This window comes from Janthinobacterium sp. SUN206 (genome assembly GCF_030587305.1).
Lineage (GTDB): Bacteria > Pseudomonadota > Gammaproteobacteria > Burkholderiales > Burkholderiaceae_D > Janthinobacterium > Janthinobacterium kumbetense.
In genome coordinates this window covers 18133-39302 of sequence record NZ_JAPWIB010000005.1, presented here as the reverse complement: position 1 = coordinate 39302, position 21170 = coordinate 18133, and the positions used below count along the sequence as shown (strand labels likewise).

Below are 21170 nucleotides of genomic sequence, written 5' to 3'. Positions count from 1 at the left end.
TTTGTAACGCTAGCTACCTATCAGACGCCGTAAGGAATCCACACGTTTTTCACTTGCGACGCATGCGCCAGCACGGCACGGCCGCCGCTTTGCGCGGCGCTGTACCAGTCGCGGCCCTTCGCGCCGCCTACCCAGGTGCGCTTCAGGGTGCCGGCCGACAGGCGCTCGACTTCCGCACAGCCTTCCGCCGAACCGTCATGGCGCCAGACGGCGTCGATGTCGGCGTGCGTGGCCAGGGTGCGCGCCAGTTCATCGGCGTTGCCGCTGATGATGTTGACGATGCCGCCAGGCAAGTCGGACGTGTCGAACACCTGGTACAGGTCCAGCGCGGAGAGCGGATGCGCTTCCGACGGCACCACCACCACGCGGTTGCCCAGCGCGATGGCCGGCGCCACCAGCGAAATGAAGCCCAGCAAAGGCGCTTCATTCGGGCAGACGATGCCGATCACGCCGACCGCTTCATTGAGCGCCACGGTGATTCCCTTGGTTGGCGGCTGGTGCGCCAGGCCGTCATACTTGTCGGCCCAGGCGGCGTAGTAGAACAGGCGTTCGATCGATGCCTGCACTTCCTTCTCCGGGTTCTTGCTGCCCGTCATGGCGGCGATGCGGGCGGCGAATTCGTCGGCGCGCGCAGCGAGGTTTTCGGCGATGTAGTACAGCACTTGCGCGCGGTTGTGCGCCGTGGCGCTGGTCCAGCCGGACGCTTTATGGGCCGCTTCGACGGCATTGCGGATGTCCTTGCGGCTGCCCACGCCCACTTCGGCCAGCAGGGCGCCATTCGCGCCGAACACGGGGGTGCTGTAGGCGCTGTCAGGGCGCGCCTGCTTGCCGCCGATGTACATCTTGGCCGTGCGGTCGATGGCGAACGGATCGGCTGCAGCCGGCTTTGCCGCCGCCTTGGCCTTCGCTTCCACCACCGGCAAGGCCGGACGCGCATCTTCGGCCAGGGCCGTCATGTATTCCAGCATGCCTTCGCGGCCGCCTTCGCGGCCAAAGCCCGATTCGCGGTAACCGCCGAAGCCGCACGCCGCATCGAACTGGTTGGCGCTGTTGATCCACACCACTCCAGCCTTGATGGCAGGCGCGATGTCCAGCGCCAGGCTGATCGACTCGGTCCACACGCTGGCGGCCAGGCCGTACACCGTGTTGTTCGCCAGTTGCACCGCTTCAGGCGGCGTGCGGAAGCTCATCGCCACCAGCACGGGGCCGAAGATTTCAGCTTGCGCCACGGCGGCGGAAGTAGACGCGCCCGTGATCAGGGTCGGCGGGAACCACGAACCGTCCGCCGGCAATTCGCACGCCGGTTGCCATACGTCGCAGCCTTCGGCACGGGCAGAATCGACCAACGCGGCGATGCGCTGGCGCTGCACGGGATCGACCAGCGCGCCCACGTCCATCGATTTGTCCAGGGGCGAACCGAGACGCAGGTTTTCCATGCGGGCGCGTACCTTGTTCAAGAAGCGCTCCTGGATCGATTCCTGCACCAGCAGGCGCGAACCGGCGCAGCAGACTTGTCCCTGGTTGAACCAGATCGAGTCGACCAGGCCTTCCACGGCGCCGTCCAGGTCCGCGTCTTCGAAGACGATGAACGGCGACTTGCCGCCCAATTCGAGGGACAGCTTCTTGCCGCTGCCGGCCGTCGCCTCGCGAATCAGGCGGCCCACTTCCGTGGAACCCGTAAACGCGATCTTGTCGACGCCCGGATGGTTGACGATGGCCGAGCCCACGCGGCCGTCGCCCGTGACGATATTGACCACGCCGGCCGGCACGCCCGCCTGCACGCACAGTTCGGCGAACAGCATGGCGGTCAGCGACGTGAATTCGGCCGGCTTGAAGACGACCGTGTTACCGGCCGCCAGGGCCGGGGCGATTTTCCACGACAACATCAGCAGGGGGAAATTCCACGGCACGATCTGGCCCACCACGCCCACGGCGCGGTAGTCGGCGAATTCTTCCGACTGCAGCTGCGCCCAGCCAGCGTGATGATAGAAATGGCGCGCGGCCAGCGGCAAGTCGATATCGCGCGTTTCGCGGATGGTCTTGCCGTTGTCCAGGGTTTCCAGCACGGCGAACAGGCGCGAATGCTTTTGCAGCAGACGGGCCAGCGCGTACATGACTTTCGCGCGGCCGTGGCCACCCATGCCCTGCCATACGGGCAGCGCGCGGCGCGCCGCTTCCACGGCGCGTTCCACGTCAGCATCGGTGGCTTGCGTCAGCTCGGCCAGTTGCGTGCCGTCGGCAGGGTTGGTCGAGGCGAACAGCTCGGCCGGCTCGCTCCAGGCATTGTCGATGAACAGACCGAATTTGCGCTGGTGGCCAGCTAGCCACGCCTGCGCTTCTTTTTGACTTTCGGGAGCAGGGCCGTAGTCCATAGTATTGAGAATCTCGTTAATTGTTGGCATGACGATTGTTCTTTAAGGTTGTGCGTGACGATGATTGGCCGAGTAGCTGCCGGTGACGTAGTGCTCGAGCTGGCGCTCGATATCGGTCAGCAGGCTGGAAGCACCGATGCGGAACAGGTGCGGCTGCAGCCATTCGTTGCCCAATTCTTCCTTCATCAGGGTCAGGTATTGCAGCGCGCTCTTGGCCGAGCTGACGCCGCCGGCCGGCTTGAAGCCCACCTGGAAACCCGTCTGCTCGTGGTATTCGCGGATCGTGCGCACCATCGTCAGGGCCACGGGGATGGTCGCGTTCACGCCCTCCTTGCCGGTGGAAGTCTTGATGAAATCGGCGCCGGCCATCATGCAGACCCACGACGCCTTGGCCACGTTTTCCATGGTCAGCAAGTCGCCCGTGGCGAGAATCGCCTTCACGTGCGCTTCGCCGCAAGCCTTGCGGTAGGCCAGCATTTCGTCGTACAGCACTTGCCAGTTGCCGTTCAGGACGTGCTGGCGCGTGATGACGATATCGATTTCCGAGGCGCCCGCGGCGACCGAAAGTTCGATCTCGCGCAGCTTCGTTTCCATGCTCGTCAAGCCAGCGGGGAAACCCGTCGACACGGCGGCGATGGGCAAGCGGCCCTGGATGACTTTCACGGCCGGCTGAATCATCTCGTGGTACACGCACACGGCGCCGGTGCTCAGTTCCGTCAAGCCCAACGCGTCCATCAGGTCGGCGCGCAGCGGGCGCATGGCCTTCATGCACAGGCGTTCCACGCGGCCCGGCGTATCGTCGCCGCCCAGGGTGGTCAGGTCGATCATCTGGATGGCTTTCACCAGCCAGGCGGCCTGGTATTCCTTTTTCACCGTACGGCGGTTCGCCAGGCTGGCCGCGCGGCGGTCCGTCGCGGCGCGGTTGACGCGGATCTGGTTGATCCAGCCCAGATCGAGGCCAACGGCCTCGTTACGCTTGAATTCGGGGTGCATGAGTGTCATAACAAGCTGGTTCCATTAGCAAGTGGTGGTACGCCAAGGTGCTTGGCGAGGGTTTGGCCAATATCGGAGAACGTCTCGGAAATGCCCAGTGCGCGCGGGGCGACGCCGGGGCCGAAGAAGATCATCGGAATGTGTTCGCGGGTGTGGTCGGAGCCGTGCCAGGTGGGGTCGCAGCCATGGTCGGCGGTGATCACGACCAGGTCGCCTTCCTTCAGCTTGGCCATGAATTCCGGCAGGCGCGCATCCATTTCGCGCAGCGCGTCGGCATAGCCTTCGGTGTTGCGGCGGTGGCCGAAAGCCTGGTCGAAATCGACGAAGTTCACAAAAGTGAGCGACTTGTCCTGCACTTCATCGGCCGTCTTCAACAGCGCTTCGAACAGCGCCATGTTGTCGACGCCCTTCACGACGCGCGAAATGCCCTGGGTGGCGAAAATGTCGCTGATCTTGCCCAGGCCGACGACTTCGCCGCCCGCATCCTTGACGTGGTCGAGCAGGGTCTTGCTTGGCGGCGCGACGGCGTAGTCGTGGCGGTTGGACGTGCGCGTGTAGTTGCCGTTGCTGCCCGTGAACGGGCGGGCGATGACGCGGCCGATGTTGTACGGTTCGACCAGCTTGAAGGCCATTTCGCACACCTGGTACAGGCGTTCGAGGCCGAACGATTCTTCGTGCGCGGCGATCTGCATCACCGAGTCGCCCGAGGTATAGATAATCAGCTTGCCGGTGGCGACGTGCTCGTCGCCATGCTTGTTGATGATGTCCGTGCCCGAGGCATGGCAGTCGCCGAGGAAGCCCGGCACGCCGGACATGGCTTTCAGCTTGTCGGTCAGGTCGGCCGGGAACGATGGCGTCGTGCGGGGGAAGTAGCCCCAGTCGAATTCGACGGGCACACCGGCGATTTCCCAGTGGCCGCTCTGCGTGTCCTTGCCGGTGGAACGCTCGCGCGCCGCGCCGTAGGCGCCGGTGAAACCGTCGCGCCGGTCGAAGCCCGTGGCCCATTCACCGCTGGCCAGGTGCGCCGCGGCGCCCAGGCCCAGGCGCTCCATGTTCGGGAGTTTCAAGGTCTTGCCGCTTTTGGCGACAGTGCTGGCAATATGGCCAAAGGTATTGGCACCTGCGTCGCCATACTTGGCGGCGTCTGGCGTCGCGCCAAGGCCGAAGGAATCAAGCAGGAGGATAAATGCGCGTGACATGATAAGGCTCGCTTTAGGAGTGATGCGAAGATGATGCGAACAGTGTAGGCCGGATTTTCCCGGCCTGCCGCGCGGCAGCGCCGGTGGCCGGCGCGCCGCTACTGCATAAAAAAGTGCTTAGGCTTGCGGTTTTTCAGCGACTTTGGAGAGGAAAGCCAGGATCAGCTTGACCAGGTCTTTGGCGCCGATGGCCGCGTATTTCAGGGTCTGTTCGTGCGACAGGGCGAATGGCGACATGCCTTCGGCCAGGTTGGTGATGACGGACACGCCCACCACTTTCAGGTCGCAATGGCGGGCCGACACCACTTCCGGCACCACCGACATGCCGACCGTGTCGGCGCCCAGGCGGGCCATCATGCGGATTTCCGCGGCCGTCTCGAAGTTCGGGCCAGGATAGGCGACGAAAACGCCTTCGTGCAGGGTGATGCCGTTCGAGGCAGCCGTGTCCGCGACCAGCTTGCGCAAGTCCGCATCGTAGGCGTTGGCCATGCTGAAGAAGCGCGGGCCGAAGCGGTCGTCGTTCGGGCCGACCATCGGCGTGCCTGGCAACAGGTTGATGTGGTCGCTGATGGCGACCAGGCTGCCGGCGTCCACTTCCGGGCGCAGGGAACCGGCGGCGTTGGTGACGAACAGCATTTCGCAGCCCAGCAGTTTCAGGGTGCGGATGGCGCTCGTCATGACGCCCATGCCATAGCCTTCATAGAAGTGGCCACGGCCCTTCATGCAGACGACGGCGACGCCCGACAGGGTGCCGACCACCAGTTCGCCGGCGTGGCCGTGCACGGTGCTGATCGGGAAGCCTGGCAATTCGTCAAAGCTGATGCTGACGGCGTCCGTCATCTGCTCGGCCAACACACCCAGGCCGGAGCCGAGGATCATCGCCACGCGCGGCTTGAAATTTGCAGGAGCGCGGGCACGGATGATTTCGGCGGCGTGGAAAGGGCTGTTGTTCGACATGGTTATCCTCTGATTGACTAATGATGATGGGTTGCTGCCTGCGCGGCCGTGCCCGATGAAGGACTGCGGCCCAGGTATCGGCTAAGTATGGTGTTACAGGTATATCGAAATGCGTATTGCCACTATTTGCCGCCACTATGCATCAAACGGAATATGTATGGCAAATACCATTTTTCTTGCCCATTTATACAATTCAAATATAAATGGCCGACATTATAGTCCAGGCAAGCCCAGACCTGCCATGCCCCGAAAATGCATGCATACAAGCTCCATACGACCGCTTTTCGCGCACGCCTGACACGGGCTGGACATGGGCTTGACACATCAAATACAAATGTTTACAGTAAAAGACAAATGTTTAAACCTTTAGCGAAAACCTTGTGACCGACACCAATAAAAAAGACCAGCTGTACACGTTGATCCGCAACAACCCCTTCATCTCGCAGCAAGACCTGGCGAGCGAACTGGGCTTGTCGCGCTCGGCCGTCGCCGGCCACATCGCCGGTTTGATCCGCGAGCGACGCCTGCTGGGACGCGCCTACGTGCTGCCCGACAGCCGCCCCGTGCTGTGCATAGGCGCCGCTAACCTCGACCGCAAGATGCGCACGCTGGCGACCTTGCAGATGGGCACCTCGAATCCCGTGCGCTCGGAAGAAGTGTTTGGCGGCGTCGGCCGCAACATCGCGGAAAACCTGGCCCGCCTGTCCATTCCCGTCGCCCTGCTGACGGCGCTGGGCGACGATGCGGCCGGCCACGCGCTGCAGACGCACGCGGAAGACGCAGGCATCGACATGCGCGGCAGCTTGCATTTGAGCAACACCAGCAGCGGCACCTATACGGCCGTGCTCGACGAACATGGCGAAATGCTGCTGGCGATGGCCAATATGCAACTCTACGAACAGCTGACACCCGCCTTTTTGCACAGCCGCCAGCCGCAGCGCGCCGCCGCCGCACTCACCGTCTGCGACCTGAACCTTGGCCACGACAGCGTGCAGGCGCTGCTGGCCGACGCGCGCCAGGACGCCGCCCATGCGACGCCGCTGGTCATCGTCGCCGTCTCGCAGCCGAAGATGGCGCACCTGCCGCAAGACCTGACGGGCTTGCATTTGCTGATCCTCAACCGTGGCGAACTGGAAACGCGCGTAGCGCGGGCCTTGCCCACGGCGTTCGAAGTGCGCGCCGCCTGCCGCGAAGTGCAGCGCCAGGGCGCGCGCCAGGTGATCGTCACCTGCGGCGGCGAAGGCGTGTATTTCACGGACGGCGACGGCGTGGACGCGCCTGTCGTGCACCTGGCCGCGCGCGAAGTGGATGCCGTCGACGTGACGGGCGCCGGCGACGCGTTTTCCGCCGCCGTCTGCTGGTCGCTCTACCACGACAGCAGCGATTTGAAACTGGCATGCCGGCGCGGCCTGAAACTGGCCGCCATGACCCTGGAATCGGCGGCCACCGTCTCCCCCCAGATTTCCGCCGGCGCGCTCGACAACATTGACGACGCCGACCTGGCGCCGCCCCCCCCTACCCTCTTTCAACAGGATTAACATGACTCAATTACAGAATTTCCTCTTGTTCTCGCAAGAAGTGCTCGACGCGCGCGCCGCCGGCAAGGCCATCGTGGCGCTGGAATCGACCATCATTTCGCACGGCATGCCGTATCCGCAAAACGTGGAAATGGCGCGCGAAGTGGAGCAAATCATCCGTGACGGCGGCGCCGTGCCGGCCACCATCGCCATCATCGGCGGCAAGATCTGCGTGGGCTTGTCGCCCGAGCAACTGGAATTGCTGGGCACCTCGCCCGACGCCATGAAAGTCAGCCGCCGCGACCTGCCGTTCGTCCTGTCGCAGGGTAAACTGGGTGCCACCACCGTGGCCGCCACCATGATCTGCGCGGAACTGGCGGGTATTTCCGTGTTCGTCACGGGCGGCATCGGCGGCGTGCACCGCGGCGCCGAAACGAGCTTCGACATTTCCGCCGACTTGCAGGAACTGGCGCAAACGTCCGTCGCCGTCGTCTGCGCAGGCGTGAAATCCATCCTCGACATCGGCCTGACCCTGGAATACCTGGAAACCCATGGCGTGCCCGTCATCAGCGTGGGCCAGGAAGGCTTCCCCGCCTTCTTCACGCGCGAAAGCGGTTTCAAGGCCGATTTCCGCCTCGATACGGCCGCCGAACAGGCTGCCTTCATCGGCACCAAGTGGCAACTGGGCTTGAAAGGCGGCGTGATCGTCAGCAACCCCGTGCCGGCCGCGCAAGCCATGCCCAAGGAAGAAATCGACGCCATCACCACGCAGGCGCTGCAGGAAGCGGACGCGGGCGGCGTGAAGGGCAAGCAAGTCACGCCATTCCTCTTGTCGCGCATCAAGCAGCTGACGGATGGCCGCAGCCTGGCGACGAATATCGCCCTGGTCAAGCACAATGCCCAGGTCGGTACGGCGCTGGCCATTGCCATGCAGGCAGTCGTGGCACGATAATAGGACTGCTGTAAAGAAAGCGCGCATGCCGGCATCCAGGTCTGCGCGCCGTTCCATCGCCTAGCACCACGCAACGCCAAGGAAAGCATGTCCATCGATCTGAAACAGTTAAAGTATTTTCTTGCCGTTGCCGAGGAGAAAAGCTTCAGCCGCGCCGCCGAGCGCCTGCATATCTCGCAGCCGCCCCTGAGCCAGCAGATCATGAAACTGGAAAGCGAACTGGGCGTACGCCTGTTTGCGCGCACCACGCGCACGTTCGAACTGACCGTGGCGGGCAAGGCGCTGATGAACGAGGCGGCCGACCTGCTGGCCAAGATGCGCATGACCATCGACACCATCCGCCAGATCGACCGCGGCGAAGTGGGCCGCTTGCGCGTGGGCATCGTCGGCTCTGCCATGTGGGGCCCCATTCCCAGCCTGCTGGAAGAATTCCAGACCAAATTTCCCCGCGTCAGCTGGACCATCCATGAATTTGGTCCCACGGTGCAATACGAAGCCTTGCGCGCCAAGCAGATCGATGTGGGCTTCTGGCGCGAACCCAAGCTCAACGACGACGACTTGCGTCACGACAATTTACGCCAGGAACTGTGTTTCCGCGAAAACGTCTGCGTGGCCGTCAATGAACACCACCCGCTGGCAAAAAACACGTCCATCGAACTGATCGACATCGCCCACGAACCGATGCTGACCCTGAACCTCGACAAATCCGCGTTTCCCCGCTATCTGGTGCAATGTTGCATCAATGCCGGCTTCGAACCAGTGATCTTCCAGGAAGCGAGCGAGCCGCAAACCCTGCTGGCCATGGTGGGCGCGGGCCTGGGCGTGACCCTGGTGCCGGAAACGACGAGCCGCATCGGCTGGCCCGGCGTGGTGTTTCTGCCGATCAAGACCAATCCGCCGTCGGCCAACCTGTATATCAGCTACACCACGCTGGACGACGCGCCCGTCGTGCGGGCCTTCCTGAATATCCTGAATCCCCCCGCCGCCTGAAGCCGCAATTTATATGGCTTTCATATAAATAACTAAACAAAAACGTATTTGTCATACATATCTGGCATGATGCATAGTGATTCGGACGCCCATCGCGGCGCCGGTCCCGTGCTTGCCCTGCCCGTCAACTGACGGCGCATCCCAGCCCGCTCCGGCAGCCCCCTTCGATGTTGTACGTATAAAAGACACGGGGTCGACTGTTGCATGAGCATCACATTGTCGACATAAAAGCAGTCAAGGCCAGCAATGATCTTGTGCAATACAGTGCAATGTTGATAAGGAATTATCACCTCGTGCATCAAAAACAGGCTAAATCGGCCCCAAATTATATGTTTCACCTATAAAAAATATACAATATCGATCTTCCAGGAGCCAATTCATGAAACTTACACAATTTAGTTTGACGATCGCAGCCGTATTTCTGACTGCTCAAGCGTCCGCGGCTACCCCAAAACTGGGTGTCGTGTATGACGCGGGCGGCAAGTTCGACAAGTCGTTCAACCAATCCGCTTTCGAAGGCGCCTCGCGCTTCAAAAAAGACACGGGCATTTCCTTCATCGAAGTGCAAGCCTCCAGCGATACGCAAGCCGAGCAAGTCATGCGTGGCCTGGCCCGCAAGAAACTCGACATGATCGCGGCCATCGGCTTTGCGCAAACGCAAGCCGTGCAAAAGGTCGCCAAGGAATTTCCGAACGTAAAATTCGTGCTGATCGACGGCCAGGCCGCCGGCAGCAACGTCAATTCCGTCGTCTTCAAGGAAGAAGAAGGCTCCTACCTGGTGGGCGTGGCCGCAGCCATGGCCAGCAAGAGCAAGAAGGTCGGCTTCATCGGTGGCATCGATATTCCCCTGATCCGCAACTTCGCCTGCGGCTACGCGCAAGGCGTCAAGGCCGTCAACACGAAAGCGGAAATCACGCAAAACATGGTCGGCACCACGTCCGGCGCCTGGAATGACCCGGCCAAGGGCGGCGAACTGGCCCGCTCGCAATTCGAACGCGGCGTCGATGTCGTCTTCGCCGTCGCTGGCGGCAGCGGCATGGGTACCCTGCAAATGGCCAAGGAAAAAGGCAAGCTGGCCATCGGCGTCGATTCGAACCAGAATCATCTGTATCCAGGCAGCATCCTGACCTCGATGGTCAAGCGCGTCGACAACACCGTCTACGACAGCTTCATGGAAGTCAAGAACGGCACCTGGAAGGGCGGCGTCAGCTATAAAGGCTTGAAAGAAGGCGGCGTGGATTGGGCGCTCGACGCGAACAACCGCAAGCTGATTACGCCGGAAATCGAAAAGCGCGTGTTGGGTGCGCGTAAGGACATTATCGATGGCAAGATCAAAGTGATCGATTACCGCGTCGGCAGCAGCTGCCCGGTTTAATTTTTCTCCGTATCTTTTAGCGCGCCGCCGGGGCCAGTCTCCGCGCGGCGCGTTTCCATGAAACTATCCAGTTATGAACCTATGCAGCCAGCAGTAGAATTTCGCAGCATTTCCAAGCAGTTTGGACATGTGAAGGCGAACGCCGACGTCAGCTTCTCCATCGCCAAGGGCAGTATCCACGGCCTGGTGGGGGAAAACGGCGCCGGCAAATCGACCTTGATGAGCATCCTGTACGGGTATTACCGTGCCGACGGCGGGGAAATCTTGCTCGACGGAAAAGTACAACCGATCCGCAACAGCCAGGAAGCGATCAACCTCGGCATCGGCATGGTGCACCAGCACTTCATGCTGGTCGAGAACTTCACCGTCCTCGACAATATCATGCTGGGCACGGAAGGCGGTTTTCGCCTGGCCAGCCACCGCACGGAAGCGGAAGCCAAATTGCGCGAGATTTGCGCCCGCTACCGCCTCGATGTCGACCCGCTGGCGAAGGTCGAAGACCTCTCCGTCGGTGCGCAGCAGCGCGTGGAAATCCTCAAGCAGATTTACCGCAGCGCCAATATCCTGATCCTCGACGAGCCAACAGCCGTGCTGACGGCCCAGGAAACGGCTTCGCTGTTTGAAATCTTGCGCCTGTTCAAGGAACAAGGCAAGACCATCATCTTGATCACGCACAAGCTGCAAGAGATCCTGGAAATCACCGACAACGTCACCGTCATGCGCGGCGGCACGGTGGTGGGCGCCGTGGCGACCGCCGGCACCTCGAAAGAGGAACTGGCCAACATGATGGTCGGCCGCCCCATCCAGAGCCACTTGCCCCGCGCACCGTACAATCCGGGCGCCACGGTGCTGGAAGTTGACGGTTTGCAACTTGCCGACGACCAGCAAGTCAAATTGCTGGCCGACATAGGTTTTAATCTGCGTGCCGGCGAAATCGTCGCCATCGCGGGGGTGTCGGGCAATGGCCAGAGCGAACTGCTGGAAATCCTGTCCGGCATGCGTTTACCGACGTCGGGCAAGCTGCGCTTCCTGGACAAGGACTTGCCGTTTGCCAAGCGCCACGATGCCGACGGCTTGCCGCTGACCTTCCGCGAACTGGGTATCGCCCACATTCCGGAAGACCGCTTGCGCGATGGCGTGGTGAAAAATTTTTCCGTCATGCAAAACACCATCCTCGGTTACCAGGACCACCTGAAAAACCGCTGGGGCTTGTTCAACTTCAAGGCCATCGGCGCCCGCTGCGCGCAATTGCTGAAAACCTTCGACGTGCGTCCGGCCAATCCGGACTTGCGCATCGGCTTGTTGTCGGGCGGTAACCAGCAAAAGGTGGTGATCGCGCGCGAAGTGCTGGCCAAGCCGAAACTGATGCTGGTGGGCCAGCCCACGCGCGGCGTCGACATCGGCACCATCGAAAGCATCCATACGCAATTGCTGGCCCTGCGCGACGCGGGCGTGGCGATCCTGCTGGTGTCCGTCGAACTGGAAGAAGTGCGGGCGCTGGCCGACCGCATCCTCGTCATGTGCGGCGGACGCATCACCGGCGAACTGAAAATTGAAGAATTCGATACCACCCGCATCGGTCTGTTGATGGGGGGAATGCATAAATCATGAATAACGACTTGCCACGCTGGGCGACAGCCTTTGTCATGCCCATGTTAAACCTGCTGTCGGCCTTGCTGGTCGCGGCCCTGGTGATTTATATGCTGGGCGAAGACCCGGCCGAATCGCTGTCGATCCTCGTCCACAGCGCCATCCTCAATCCGGAAGGCTTGAGCTACACCCTGTTCTACGCCAGCACCTTCATCTTCACGGGCCTGTCGGTCTCGGTGGCGATGCAGGCTGGCCTGTTCAATATCGGTTCCGAAGGCCAGATGTATATTGGCGGCCTGGGCCTCACTGTCGCCATGCTGGCCTTCGACCAGACCCTGCCCGCCTGGCTGCTGATTCCGGCCGCCATGATCGGCGCGGCCCTGTTCGGCGCGCTGTGGGGTTTCCTGCCCGGCTACCTGCAAGCGAAGCGCGGCAGCCATATCGTCGTCACCACCATCATGTTCAACTTCATCGCCGCCAGCCTGATGAACTTCGTGATCGTGAAGTACCTGATCCCGCCAGGCGAACAGAACACGGCCAGCCGCGTGTTTGCGGAAAGCGGCGAAATGCCGCGCCTGTCCACCTGGTTCCCGTCGCTGGGCGACACCCCGCTGAACATCAGCTTTATCCTGGCGATCGCCGCGCTGGTGATCTACGGCGTGATGGTCTGGCGCTCGTCGTGGGGCTTCAAGCTGCGCGCCACGGGCCTCAACAAGCATGCGGCCCACTATGCGGGCGTGTCGATCAGCAAGATGATCATCATCGTCATGCTGATCTCCGGCGCGCTGGCGGGCTTGGGTTCCGTCAATTCCATCATGGGTTCGACGCATTATCTGTCGCTCAATTTCGTCGGCGGCGCCGGCTTCATCGGCATCGCCATCGCATTGATGGGCCGCCAGCATCCGGTCGGCATCTTCCTGTCAGCCGTGCTGTTCGGCGCCCTGATACAGGGTGGTTTCGACTTGTCGCTGGAAAAGCCGAATATCCCGACGGAAACTTTCATTTTCATCCAGGGCTTGATCATCCTGTTCTGCGGCGCCATGGAAAACTTCTACGCACCGGCCATTTCCGCCCTGCTCAAGCGCACCAAAGGCTAACACCATGACACTCGACGACTTTCAATTCGCCAGCATCCTGGTATCGACCGTGCGCAATGCGCCCGTCCTGATCTTTGCCGCCATGGCCGGCCTGTTTGCCGAACGCAGCGGCATGATCGACATCGGCCTGGAAGGCAAGATCCTGGCCAGCGCCTTCGCTTCCGCTGCAGTGGCCTACACGACGCAAAACCCGTATTACGGCATGGCTGCCGGCATGCTCGTCTGCGTCGCCCTGGCCCTGCTGCAAGCGTATGTCAGCATCACGCAAAAGGGCAACCAGCTGGTAGCCGGCATGGCGATCAATATCGCCATGAGCGGACTGACGTTTGTTCTGGCGCAATTCTTCTTCCAGCAAGGTGGCCGCACGCCCGACCTCGGTTCGGCGCGGCTGTTCGACGTGGTCTTGCCGGGTACGCAATACGTGGAACACATCCCCTTCATCGGCTGGGTGTACGCCCACCTGATCGGCGGCCATTCCATCCTCGTCTACGTGGCATTCCTGCTGATTCCGCTCGTGCACTGGCTGCTGTACCACACGCGCTTCGGCCTGCGCCTGCGCGCCTGCGGCGAAAACCCGCACGCGGCCGACTCGGCCGGCGTCAGCGTGGAAGCGACGCGCTACCTGGCCATGCTGGTGGCCGGCATCCTGTGCTCGTTCTCGGGCGCATATCTTGCCATCGTGCAAAGCGGCTTCTTCCTGCGCGACATGTCGGCCGGCGCCGGGTACCTGGCCCTGACGGCCATGGTGTTCGGCAACTGGCGTCCCGTCTACACCTTCCTCGGCTGCCTGATGTTCGGCTTCTTTGCCGCCATCCAGATCCAGATTGAAGGCGTGGACTTGCCCGTCGTGGGCCGCATCCCCGGCTCGCTGATCCAGATGGTGCCGTACGTGGTCACCGTGATCGTGCTGGCGGGCTTGATGGCGAAATCCATCGCGCCGAAGGCCATCGGTATCCCGTTCGTCAAATCGCGTTAATCGCCCACAACACCGGAAAGCGATCACGCTTTCCGGTGCATTTTCCATCCTGCCTCGTTCTGAGAGCTCAGGAACACAAGTGTCGTTCCATACCTGGCGTGCGGTCCTTAAACCTGGGCACCATCCTTCTCGAATAATGATTCATGAACTTGCCCTGCAACCAGGTGGACGACACGGCTCGCCATTTTGATGGTTTCCGGTCGGTGCGCCACCATGATACGTGTCAGGTTCATCTTGTTTATCGCCAGATTGACCTTGTATTCATTTGCAATGTCGAGATGACTGGTAGCTTCGTCGAGCGCCAATATTTTGGGTTGCTTATACAATGCTCTGGCCAGCAAAATACGCTGTTTCTGCCCTCCTGACAAACTGCTGCCCATATCACCGACCAGTGTTTGATATCCCATGGGCATTCTCGCTATTTCTTCATGTATGGCAGCAAGTTTCGCGCACTCTTCGACCGCAGCATACGACATGCTCGTATCAAAAAAACTGATGTTCTCCATGATGGATCCGGCAAGCAACACATCGTCTTGCATCACGGTGCCCACCAGTGTTCGATAGGCCCTCAGCCCGATCTTCTGAATTGGAATATTGTCGATCAGCACTTCACCAGATGACGGCAACAGCAGACCAGTGATGATTTTGCACATGGTTGTCTTCCCGCAGCCACTTGCTCCAACCAAGGCGACACTTTGGCCGGCCGGTATGTGCAAGTTAACGTCCTTCAAGACCCATGGTTCACCTTCTGCGTAGCGGAAACTCACATTTTTCAATGTAATGGCGGGTTGAATGCCCGTTGTATCCAGCTCGAAATCCATTTCAGGCTCCACCGGTTCGAGCACAATATCGGCCAGACGCTCTGCATGCATACCTAGCATTCTGAAGTTGACAAAGACATCGATCAAGCTGAAGACACGACTGGAAAATGTGCTGGAATAACTGACGAAGGCCATGAGCATACCCACCGTCATGCTCCCCCCCATGACGGCCATTGCGCCCAAATAAAGCAGACTCAACCCTTGTACTCCAGAAATCAAACCATTGCCAACCTTGAATACAATGCCAAGTTTTTGGGTCTTGATATCTCTATTGATAACATCAAGTTTTAAATTACGCCAATATGCGCCACGTTCGGATTCACGTCCGAATAGCTTCAACGGAGTGATTGCACGTATGGTTTCCAGAAAGTGCGTATTTTCTTTTGAAGAAAGTAGAATCCTCTCCAAAGAAGCTTCGCGCAGGGGTTGATAAAATACCCACCGCAACAGTGCGTAACATAATGCGGCGATGACAACGATCGCTGTCAAACGTGGGCTATACATGATCATGATGATCAGGGCAAACGAGGCCATCAACCCATCGATAACACTTTCAACAAAAATATTGGTCAACGTAGATTGAATCGCACTCATGCTCGAAAAACGCGACACTACATCACCGACATGCCTTTTTTCAAAATAGGAAATGGGCAGCCGTGTCAGGTGGGCGAACACTCTATTCCCCCATTGAAAACCAATGTCTATGCTCCAACGCATCAGAAACCAGCTGCGGGCCAGTCCAATCGCAGTCTGCGTCAACAGTAGTAAGGAAAAGCCAAGAACCAGAATTTGCAAAAGATCTTTATCACCAGCAACTATCACTTCGTCAATCACAAATTGGTTGAAAAGTGGCATTACAATCGCAAATAATTCAAGTGTAATTGCGAGTAAGAAAATTTGTATCAAAGCCCGACGCAAACCGGAAATTCTTCCAGTCAATGCACGAATGGAGATCTTTTTCTCTTCCTGCTTTACTTCAAACGCATCGTTTGGCGTCAATTCCAGGGCTACGCCAGTGAAATTCTTCGACACCTCATCTATCGAAACAACTCTTTCCCCAATTGCAGGATCAATGATTTTTATAAGCAATTTACCGAAAAATTTTCGTTTGACACTTTTCAAAACGACAAAATGATTCAAATTCCAATGCAAAATGGCGGGACATTTCAGTTCTGCAAGCTGATCCAACTCCAAGCGCAGGGGACGCGCAGCCATGTGCATCGCTCCCGCATATCGTACGAGTTGCGCTAAGGTTGTCCCCTTCAGGCTTATCGAAAACTTTCGGCGCAACTCAGGCAAGCCGACGTGATAGCCAAAATAATTACAAATCATGGCCAGACTAGCAATGCCACATTCGCTTTTTTCAGTTTGGAGTATAGTTTTCATCAAGTCTATATTTTCGTTTGGCTGCTTCTTTATGATGATTAACCATTCAAACGTGTCAACAATGGTTCAGCGATCCACTCCCATATCTGCCGTTTGTCCTGAATAATGTCCGCTTCCAGCGCCATACCTGGTCGCAAGGACTGCCTCTTCCCATTAACCAGGATATAGGAACGTGCCAGCCTTACCTTAATGCGGTAAAGAGCTTCATTGCTGTTAGAACCTGGTAAGCTCCTTTCCGAGTTACTTAAAATTGTGCTGGCCAGGTTCACTGGTAATTCACTTGGAGCAAACGGCGTGTTGCTGACACCTGTAATGACGCCAGTCTGAAGGCCGAATTTTTGATAAGGGTACGCTTGCAGGCGCATTAATACATCCTGTCCGACGGCAACAAAACCAGTTGTCCGGCTCGGAGCATACAAGTGGACTTCAAGTCCGTCCGCATCTGTCTGTGGTTCGGTGGCATCGGGTACGAGTGTCGCAAGTGCCTGCCCACCACTCACGGTCTGTCCTGCCTGATAGGTAATCGTGGTAATTGTCCCGCTGCTGGGGGCGGTGATGAAATTTAATTTTCGATTCTCATTCTCTGCCGCCTCCTGACTAATACTGGCAACAGCACGATCCAATTGCACTAGTTGACCGGTGAGCTCTCCCGCCAGATTCGTACGCTCTGCATCCAAAGCGTAATTCCTGGCTGCCTGCTGAGCCTTTGTTCGCTGCAGACTGCTCAATCGACTTGAGTAATCAATCAACTCTACCTGCTTCTGCTGAACTTGCGCGTCGGAGACATAGCCACTACGCTGCAACGTTTCGTACTTCGCAACGCTTGACTTCGCCAACTCTTCACGTCGTCCCGCCAGCTCCAATTCCACGTTCAATTGACTAATTTCACTGGCTAAAATTCGCTGCCGTTCGTCAATTTGCTGGCCTTTTTCCTTTATTCTCGTAATAAGAACGCGTCGTTCCGCATCCAGCGTCTGACGTCGGACCGCCAACTGTTGCGCGATCAACCCGGTGATTTCCCCATCACCCGCCTGCCGGGCTGTTGACAATTCAAACAGAGGATCGCCGATCTGTACATGCTGCCCTTCCTTCACAAAATTTTTTGTCAGAACACCTGCAGCAAGTGCGGCAATTCCAAGGCTGCCACCCTGAGGAACAATAATACCCACGACGCGATTTTTTTTTGTAAAGCTACCAAAAGAAATAAACAGAATCAGCAACAGGCCTACGATAAAAGCAATCCCCGCCACCAGCCAGCGTGAAACGGGCTGCGCTAGACTGATGGCTCCGGCCCACTGGCTGCTTCTCGATAGGTGAACTTCCGGTCGGAACAATGGAAGCGGTTGCGATTCCTCATTTTTTGCGGGTGGCACTGTGGCGTCTATCTTCGTTTCCAGAGGCATGTCATGTATGTTCATTGATACCTATACCTTGAAGTCCATTCCCGGACATAAAGCGAATTTCTGATGAGGTTAAACATGCATAAAGCCTGACGGTATTATTTCTGTTCACTCATACTGCGCAGTAAGACATGTATGTGTCTGAGATACATGACCATATTGTTATGTGATCATCAAGCTATCTCACATGGTTAATTCGACAATAAAAATTGTCGACTTTTAGTAGCTTATCCACGGCTGTTTTGACACAGTTTTCCTCACACTATCAACGGATCAACGGAAAATAATTGTAGCCGATTTTTTTCCACTTCAATTGAATTCTATTGATTTTTCTAAAAAATCAACTTACATTAGATCAGCGTCAGATGAAACAACGCCATGATGCAACGTGAAAATAATTCATATTTTTAACGTGCACCATGATTCTATCCAAATATTTCGTTTTGATATGTTTCTTAACGAATACCCTCCATATTGGAGAAAACTTTCCAGTTCATCCTGGAATGTCAATTCATCTTTGAAAGGCAGTATTCATGCGTATTTTAAATATTCAAGAATTAGAAGCCGTTGCCGGTGCCGGCTCTAGCGACGAAGGCTGGTGGGATTTGACGGAAGATGAACGCCAACGCATCCTGGCCGATGAAGCAGCAGCAGAAGCTGCACAAAATCGCCTGCCCGATTATCAAGCCGGTGCAGGTGGCGGTGCTGGAGACACTGGCGGCGGCGGCTACTCTGATGGCAGCTATTACAGGGATTTGTGGGATATGCAGTTTTAAATTATCATCATCAATCTGAGAAGTAAATATTTATAGATGCAGGAATGGAAGGAAGGGATAAATACCCTCCTTCCGCTTCACAAAACAAGCAATAAAATTAACATTATTTGATATGTAATTTTAAATTCAATATTTTCATGATAAATAATTTTTTAGAAAATATTCTACCAAAATCTTCTTTTGTTGAATTTTCCGCACAAAAACTCACCTCGGCGAAAATAGTCTGGAGCAATCCTTACGGAATATCGCCACCGGACCTTGATGAACATGCTTTTTATATTCCTATTGATGGTGATCATCCCTCTGCCTCGTCTGCGAAAGACATCAAGCTATTTCTTGGCGAAAGATATGGCGGCGTAGGTGTAACTTCAAATGGGGGGGGAGCCCGATGTGGCTTGAGAAACAGCATTCAAATTAAAGGAATAGGCAAAAATCCCTTGGCAGGAAGTGCCACGTCTTTCTGGCATTCCTATGGTGGCGAATCTCTGGCCGGCGGGATCAGGGAAGCCATCTGGAGCGAGATAAGCCACAGCGCGCTACCTCACGGCGCCGTCAGGATACACGGCCTCATTGATACCGGCACCCGGGTTCCAGCCTTTTCGTCAGCGGAAGGGACTTCAGAAACAACCCGTCGAGGACTTACTATCCGTGAAGCGGCACTGAGACCCGGCCATTTTGTCCGATCACTTTACTTTTCGCGCCATGATGAGGCGAGATATGGCATGGCGTCGGATGCAGAAAGAACCCGCGCCGCAGTAGTGGCCTTGGCGCAAGCAAGTGACGCAGCCCCTTTCCTGAGCAATTCAAACCACCAGCTGAATAGCTTGCTAATCGCGATGGTTGAACGTTTTGCCGATCAACATGCGGCAGCAACGGCAAAACGCCTGTCACATGGCTTGCAATCTCCGTCCAACATGTGCATGGATGGACGTTGGATTGATTTTGGCACTGCATCAAGCGTTTCAGATTATGGGAAGATCATAGTCGCCAAACATGGGGTTCCTTTTGGCGAAGATAGTCAAATTAAAAATACTATCAATGAAATAGTTCTTTCCATCCAAAGGTATTTGCCTAACGAGAAGAAGAGATTCTTGGTTCCCCCAAACGATATTCTTTCCATTTTCTCAAAAAAGCTTTCTGATAGCATTCAGCTGGAATTTTTAAAACTAACTGGCATACCCGCATGGGATTTACTATCCATTGACAATCATCTAACAAAATCTGCTTTTTCTTGTTTTAAAAAAATAATACTCAAGGGAAATTCCGAACCGTTCAAGCTGTATCCTGCTTGCGCCGGGCAAGATGCTTTCATGCCAGAGAAAATGGGCAGTTACAGCCTGAACTCTTTAATTCGATTGATCAGCCTATGCAAAAATAAACAACAAGCTGAAATTTCTCTTTCCCAAGAATTAAATGACATCCGCCTGCTACATGAATTCATAGATTCATATTGGAATCTGCGTGATGCCTGTCTATTCAAAAAAAATCCTGCCGAAAGAAATTCCGCTCACCTTTTTATCAAGATTAATTCACTCAGGATAAATCAGGGAACCCCGGATTTATACAGGCATACACTCGACAGAACAATCGATATGCATGTTGCATCTGGCCTGGATAGCAAAGATTTCATCAATAACATCATCAATAAAAACAAAATCTCTCTATCCGACCCAATAGACGGAAATATAGACTTAAGCGCATGGATTGGCAAGGGTTCAATCTTCTCGGAGACTATGGCTCCCTTACTCGTGAAAAATGTCGATCAAGAAAATAAATTAATCAATTATTTTCAAAATCGCACATCCAATGACGATGAAAAAAATTTGATGAAAAAATTATGCGAAACAGTTTTTTGAGAGTGTATGACAGACCTGCACAGAAGATACAAGAAACAGCTGAAATTCTAGGCCACATCATTATCATCATGAAGAACAACCCTGCCCATGCTAATAGGGAAATTTCTTATTTATCAAACAACTTACTCAATGCAATATTGCAGAAAAATATAAAAATTTACTTCAATATTGAAGGATTTCCCGTTGGGTATATTGCATGGGCATACCTGGACAGTTCAACAGAACTACGCATCATGAAAACAAACAATGCCAATATCAGCGCGGAAGAGTGGAATTGTGGAAATTCATTATGGATCATGGATTTTCTGGCGCCGTCTGGAAATTTAATGTATATATTAAATGATTTACGCGATGATGTTTTCCTTGCCGAGAAAAAAATTCGTTACTTCAGAATAAGGAACGAAGAACGAATTTACAAAGAAATAACCCGAAATAGAAAAAATTACTTTTTCCTCGCACCGTCGCGTGGAATCGGATCCTGTACTTGCGGGAAGTCTGACTGCCCTGCATTCAAAAATCTTATTTAGCTAGAACTGTGCATTTCCAAAAGTTTTTCCAATGAGAAATATACGGGTATGTCCAAATGGCAGGCCATGCTGACCATCTGTTCCGCCCCCTGTGATGGCCCACCGATGCGCAGCACGGCATCGCAATGGCTCAATAAACGCGTCGCATGCGCGTGGAATAATTCCTCATACACGGCATCGCCCACCCGGGTAGAACCGGCCAGCGCCAGCATGGGCAAGGCCAGCCATTCACCGAGCACGGGCATGTGTCCCTTGGCATACAGCGGCAGGCAGACGGCTTGCATGGCGTCCACATTGCGCTGCATCAAGACGGGGTCGTCGCCCGTGCCGGAACGATACGGGCCAGCTACTAAAATCTGCAAGCCCCGTCGCATCTCTTGCGCTGG

16 protein-coding genes are annotated in these 21170 nt (G+C 56.4%); 10 read left to right on the top strand and 6 right to left on the bottom strand.

Annotated features, from left to right (window positions below):
- Positions 1-20 precede the first annotated feature (20 nt).
- The 4 genes from O3300_RS23530 to xapA form a co-directional block, all read right to left on the bottom strand.
- The gene (locus tag O3300_RS23530) at positions 21-2402 is read right to left on the bottom strand and encodes an aldehyde dehydrogenase family protein (RefSeq protein WP_369812318.1); all 2382 of its coding nucleotides are present in this window, start codon (positions 2400-2402) and stop codon (positions 21-23) included.
- Between the two features lie 12 nt (positions 2403-2414).
- Positions 2415-3374 (bottom strand): deoxyribose-phosphate aldolase, encoded by a 960-nt coding sequence (gene deoC, locus O3300_RS23525; RefSeq protein WP_046685481.1) that lies wholly within the window; start codon positions 3372-3374, stop codon positions 2415-2417.
- A complete protein-coding gene (locus tag O3300_RS23520; protein ID WP_305054279.1) occupies positions 3371-4564 on the bottom strand; it encodes a phosphopentomutase in 1194 nt (397 codons plus the stop codon). The genes deoC and O3300_RS23520 overlap by 4 nt, the downstream gene beginning before the upstream one ends.
- A gap of 117 nt (positions 4565-4681) precedes the next feature.
- Positions 4682-5521 carry a xanthosine phosphorylase gene (xapA, locus tag O3300_RS23515; protein WP_305054278.1) on the bottom strand — a complete coding sequence of 280 codons (840 nt, stop codon included), beginning with the start codon at positions 5519-5521 and terminating at the stop codon, positions 4682-4684.
- Positions 5522-5901: 380 nt separating this feature from the next.
- Here xapA and O3300_RS23510 point away from each other — a divergent pair, with 380 nt between their 5' ends.
- The 7 genes from O3300_RS23510 (at position 5902) to O3300_RS23480 (ending at position 14018) form a co-directional block, all read left to right on the top strand.
- Positions 5902-7059, top strand: a complete 1158-nt coding sequence (locus O3300_RS23510) for a carbohydrate kinase (protein WP_305054277.1) — start codon at positions 5902-5904, stop codon at positions 7057-7059.
- A gap of 1 nt (position 7060) precedes the next feature.
- Positions 7061-7990: a pseudouridine-5'-phosphate glycosidase gene (locus O3300_RS23505; RefSeq protein WP_099665374.1), complete on the top strand. Its 930-nt coding sequence runs from the start codon at positions 7061-7063 to the stop codon at positions 7988-7990.
- A gap of 87 nt (positions 7991-8077) precedes the next feature.
- Complete coding sequence (locus O3300_RS23500) at positions 8078-8980, top strand: LysR family transcriptional regulator (protein WP_077400023.1); 903 nt, start codon at positions 8078-8080, stop codon at positions 8978-8980.
- 379 nt (positions 8981-9359) lie between these two features.
- On the top strand, positions 9360-10355 hold the full coding sequence (locus tag O3300_RS23495; RefSeq protein ID WP_289917938.1) for a BMP family protein: 996 nt from the start codon (positions 9360-9362) through the stop codon (positions 10353-10355).
- Between the two features lie 81 nt (positions 10356-10436).
- The gene (locus tag O3300_RS23490; protein ID WP_305054276.1) at positions 10437-11966 is read left to right on the top strand and encodes an ABC transporter ATP-binding protein; all 1530 of its coding nucleotides are present in this window, start codon (positions 10437-10439) and stop codon (positions 11964-11966) included.
- Complete coding sequence (locus O3300_RS23485) at positions 11963-13042, top strand: ABC transporter permease (protein ID WP_035824975.1); 1080 nt, start codon at positions 11963-11965, stop codon at positions 13040-13042. The genes O3300_RS23490 and O3300_RS23485 overlap by 4 nt, the downstream gene beginning before the upstream one ends.
- Before the next feature lie 4 nt (positions 13043-13046).
- Positions 13047-14018 (top strand): ABC transporter permease, encoded by a 972-nt coding sequence (locus O3300_RS23480; RefSeq protein ID WP_034754516.1) that lies wholly within the window; start codon positions 13047-13049, stop codon positions 14016-14018.
- Between the two features lie 107 nt (positions 14019-14125).
- Here the strand turns inward: O3300_RS23480 and O3300_RS23475 are convergent, their stop codons facing one another.
- Positions 14126-16225, bottom strand: coding sequence for a peptidase domain-containing ABC transporter (locus tag O3300_RS23475; protein WP_099665378.1), 2100 nt, complete (start codon positions 16223-16225; stop codon positions 14126-14128).
- Between the two features lie 38 nt (positions 16226-16263).
- Entirely contained in the window at positions 16264-17643 is a 1380-nt protein-coding gene (locus O3300_RS23470) for an HlyD family secretion protein (protein ID WP_305054275.1), read from the bottom strand.
- A gap of 515 nt (positions 17644-18158) precedes the next feature.
- On the opposite strand from O3300_RS23470, the gene O3300_RS23465 reads away from it, so the two are divergent.
- The 3 genes from O3300_RS23465 to O3300_RS23455 all read left to right on the top strand — a co-directional run bounded on the left by O3300_RS23465 (position 18159) and on the right by O3300_RS23455 (position 20784).
- Positions 18159-18401, top strand: coding sequence for a hypothetical protein (locus O3300_RS23465; protein WP_143451385.1), 243 nt, complete (start codon positions 18159-18161; stop codon positions 18399-18401).
- Positions 18402-18538: 137 nt separating this feature from the next.
- A complete protein-coding gene (locus O3300_RS23460; RefSeq protein WP_305054274.1) occupies positions 18539-20257 on the top strand; it encodes a hypothetical protein in 1719 nt (572 codons plus the stop codon).
- Complete coding sequence (locus O3300_RS23455; protein ID WP_305054273.1) at positions 20239-20784, top strand: toxin-activating lysine-acyltransferase; 546 nt, start codon at positions 20239-20241, stop codon at positions 20782-20784. The genes O3300_RS23460 and O3300_RS23455 overlap by 19 nt, the downstream gene beginning before the upstream one ends.
- The last annotated feature ends 386 nt before the right edge of the window (positions 20785-21170 follow it).

Excerpts from the sequence above, each read along its gene's own strand:
- xapA (WP_305054278.1), bottom strand. The coding sequence starts at position 5,521 with ATGTCGAACAACAGCCCTTTCCACGCCGCCGAAATCATCCGTGCCCGC.
- O3300_RS23480 (WP_034754516.1), top strand. The coding sequence starts at position 13,047 with ATGACACTCGACGACTTTCAATTCGCCAGCATCCTGGTATCGACCGTG.
- O3300_RS23490 (WP_305054276.1), top strand. The coding sequence starts at position 10,437 with ATGCAGCCAGCAGTAGAATTTCGCAGCATTTCCAAGCAGTTTGGACAT.
- O3300_RS23470 (WP_305054275.1), bottom strand. The coding sequence starts at position 17,643 with ATGAACATACATGACATGCCTCTGGAAACGAAGATAGACGCCACAGTG.
- O3300_RS23475 (WP_099665378.1), bottom strand. The coding sequence starts at position 16,225 with ATGAAAACTATACTCCAAACTGAAAAAAGCGAATGTGGCATTGCTAGT.
- O3300_RS23465 (WP_143451385.1), top strand. The coding sequence starts at position 18,159 with ATGCGTATTTTAAATATTCAAGAATTAGAAGCCGTTGCCGGTGCCGGC.
- O3300_RS23485 (WP_035824975.1), top strand. The coding sequence starts at position 11,963 with ATGAATAACGACTTGCCACGCTGGGCGACAGCCTTTGTCATGCCCATG.
- O3300_RS23520 (WP_305054279.1), bottom strand. The coding sequence starts at position 4,564 with ATGTCACGCGCATTTATCCTCCTGCTTGATTCCTTCGGCCTTGGCGCG.
- O3300_RS23455 (WP_305054273.1), top strand. The coding sequence starts at position 20,239 with ATGCGAAACAGTTTTTTGAGAGTGTATGACAGACCTGCACAGAAGATA.
- O3300_RS23505 (WP_099665374.1), top strand. The coding sequence starts at position 7,061 with ATGACTCAATTACAGAATTTCCTCTTGTTCTCGCAAGAAGTGCTCGAC.
- O3300_RS23500 (WP_077400023.1), top strand. The coding sequence starts at position 8,078 with ATGTCCATCGATCTGAAACAGTTAAAGTATTTTCTTGCCGTTGCCGAG.
- deoC (WP_046685481.1), bottom strand. The coding sequence starts at position 3,374 with ATGACACTCATGCACCCCGAATTCAAGCGTAACGAGGCCGTTGGCCTC.
- O3300_RS23495 (WP_289917938.1), top strand. The coding sequence starts at position 9,360 with ATGAAACTTACACAATTTAGTTTGACGATCGCAGCCGTATTTCTGACT.
- O3300_RS23530 (WP_369812318.1), bottom strand. The coding sequence starts at position 2,402 with ATGCCAACAATTAACGAGATTCTCAATACTATGGACTACGGCCCTGCT.
- O3300_RS23460 (WP_305054274.1), top strand. The coding sequence starts at position 18,539 with ATGATAAATAATTTTTTAGAAAATATTCTACCAAAATCTTCTTTTGTT.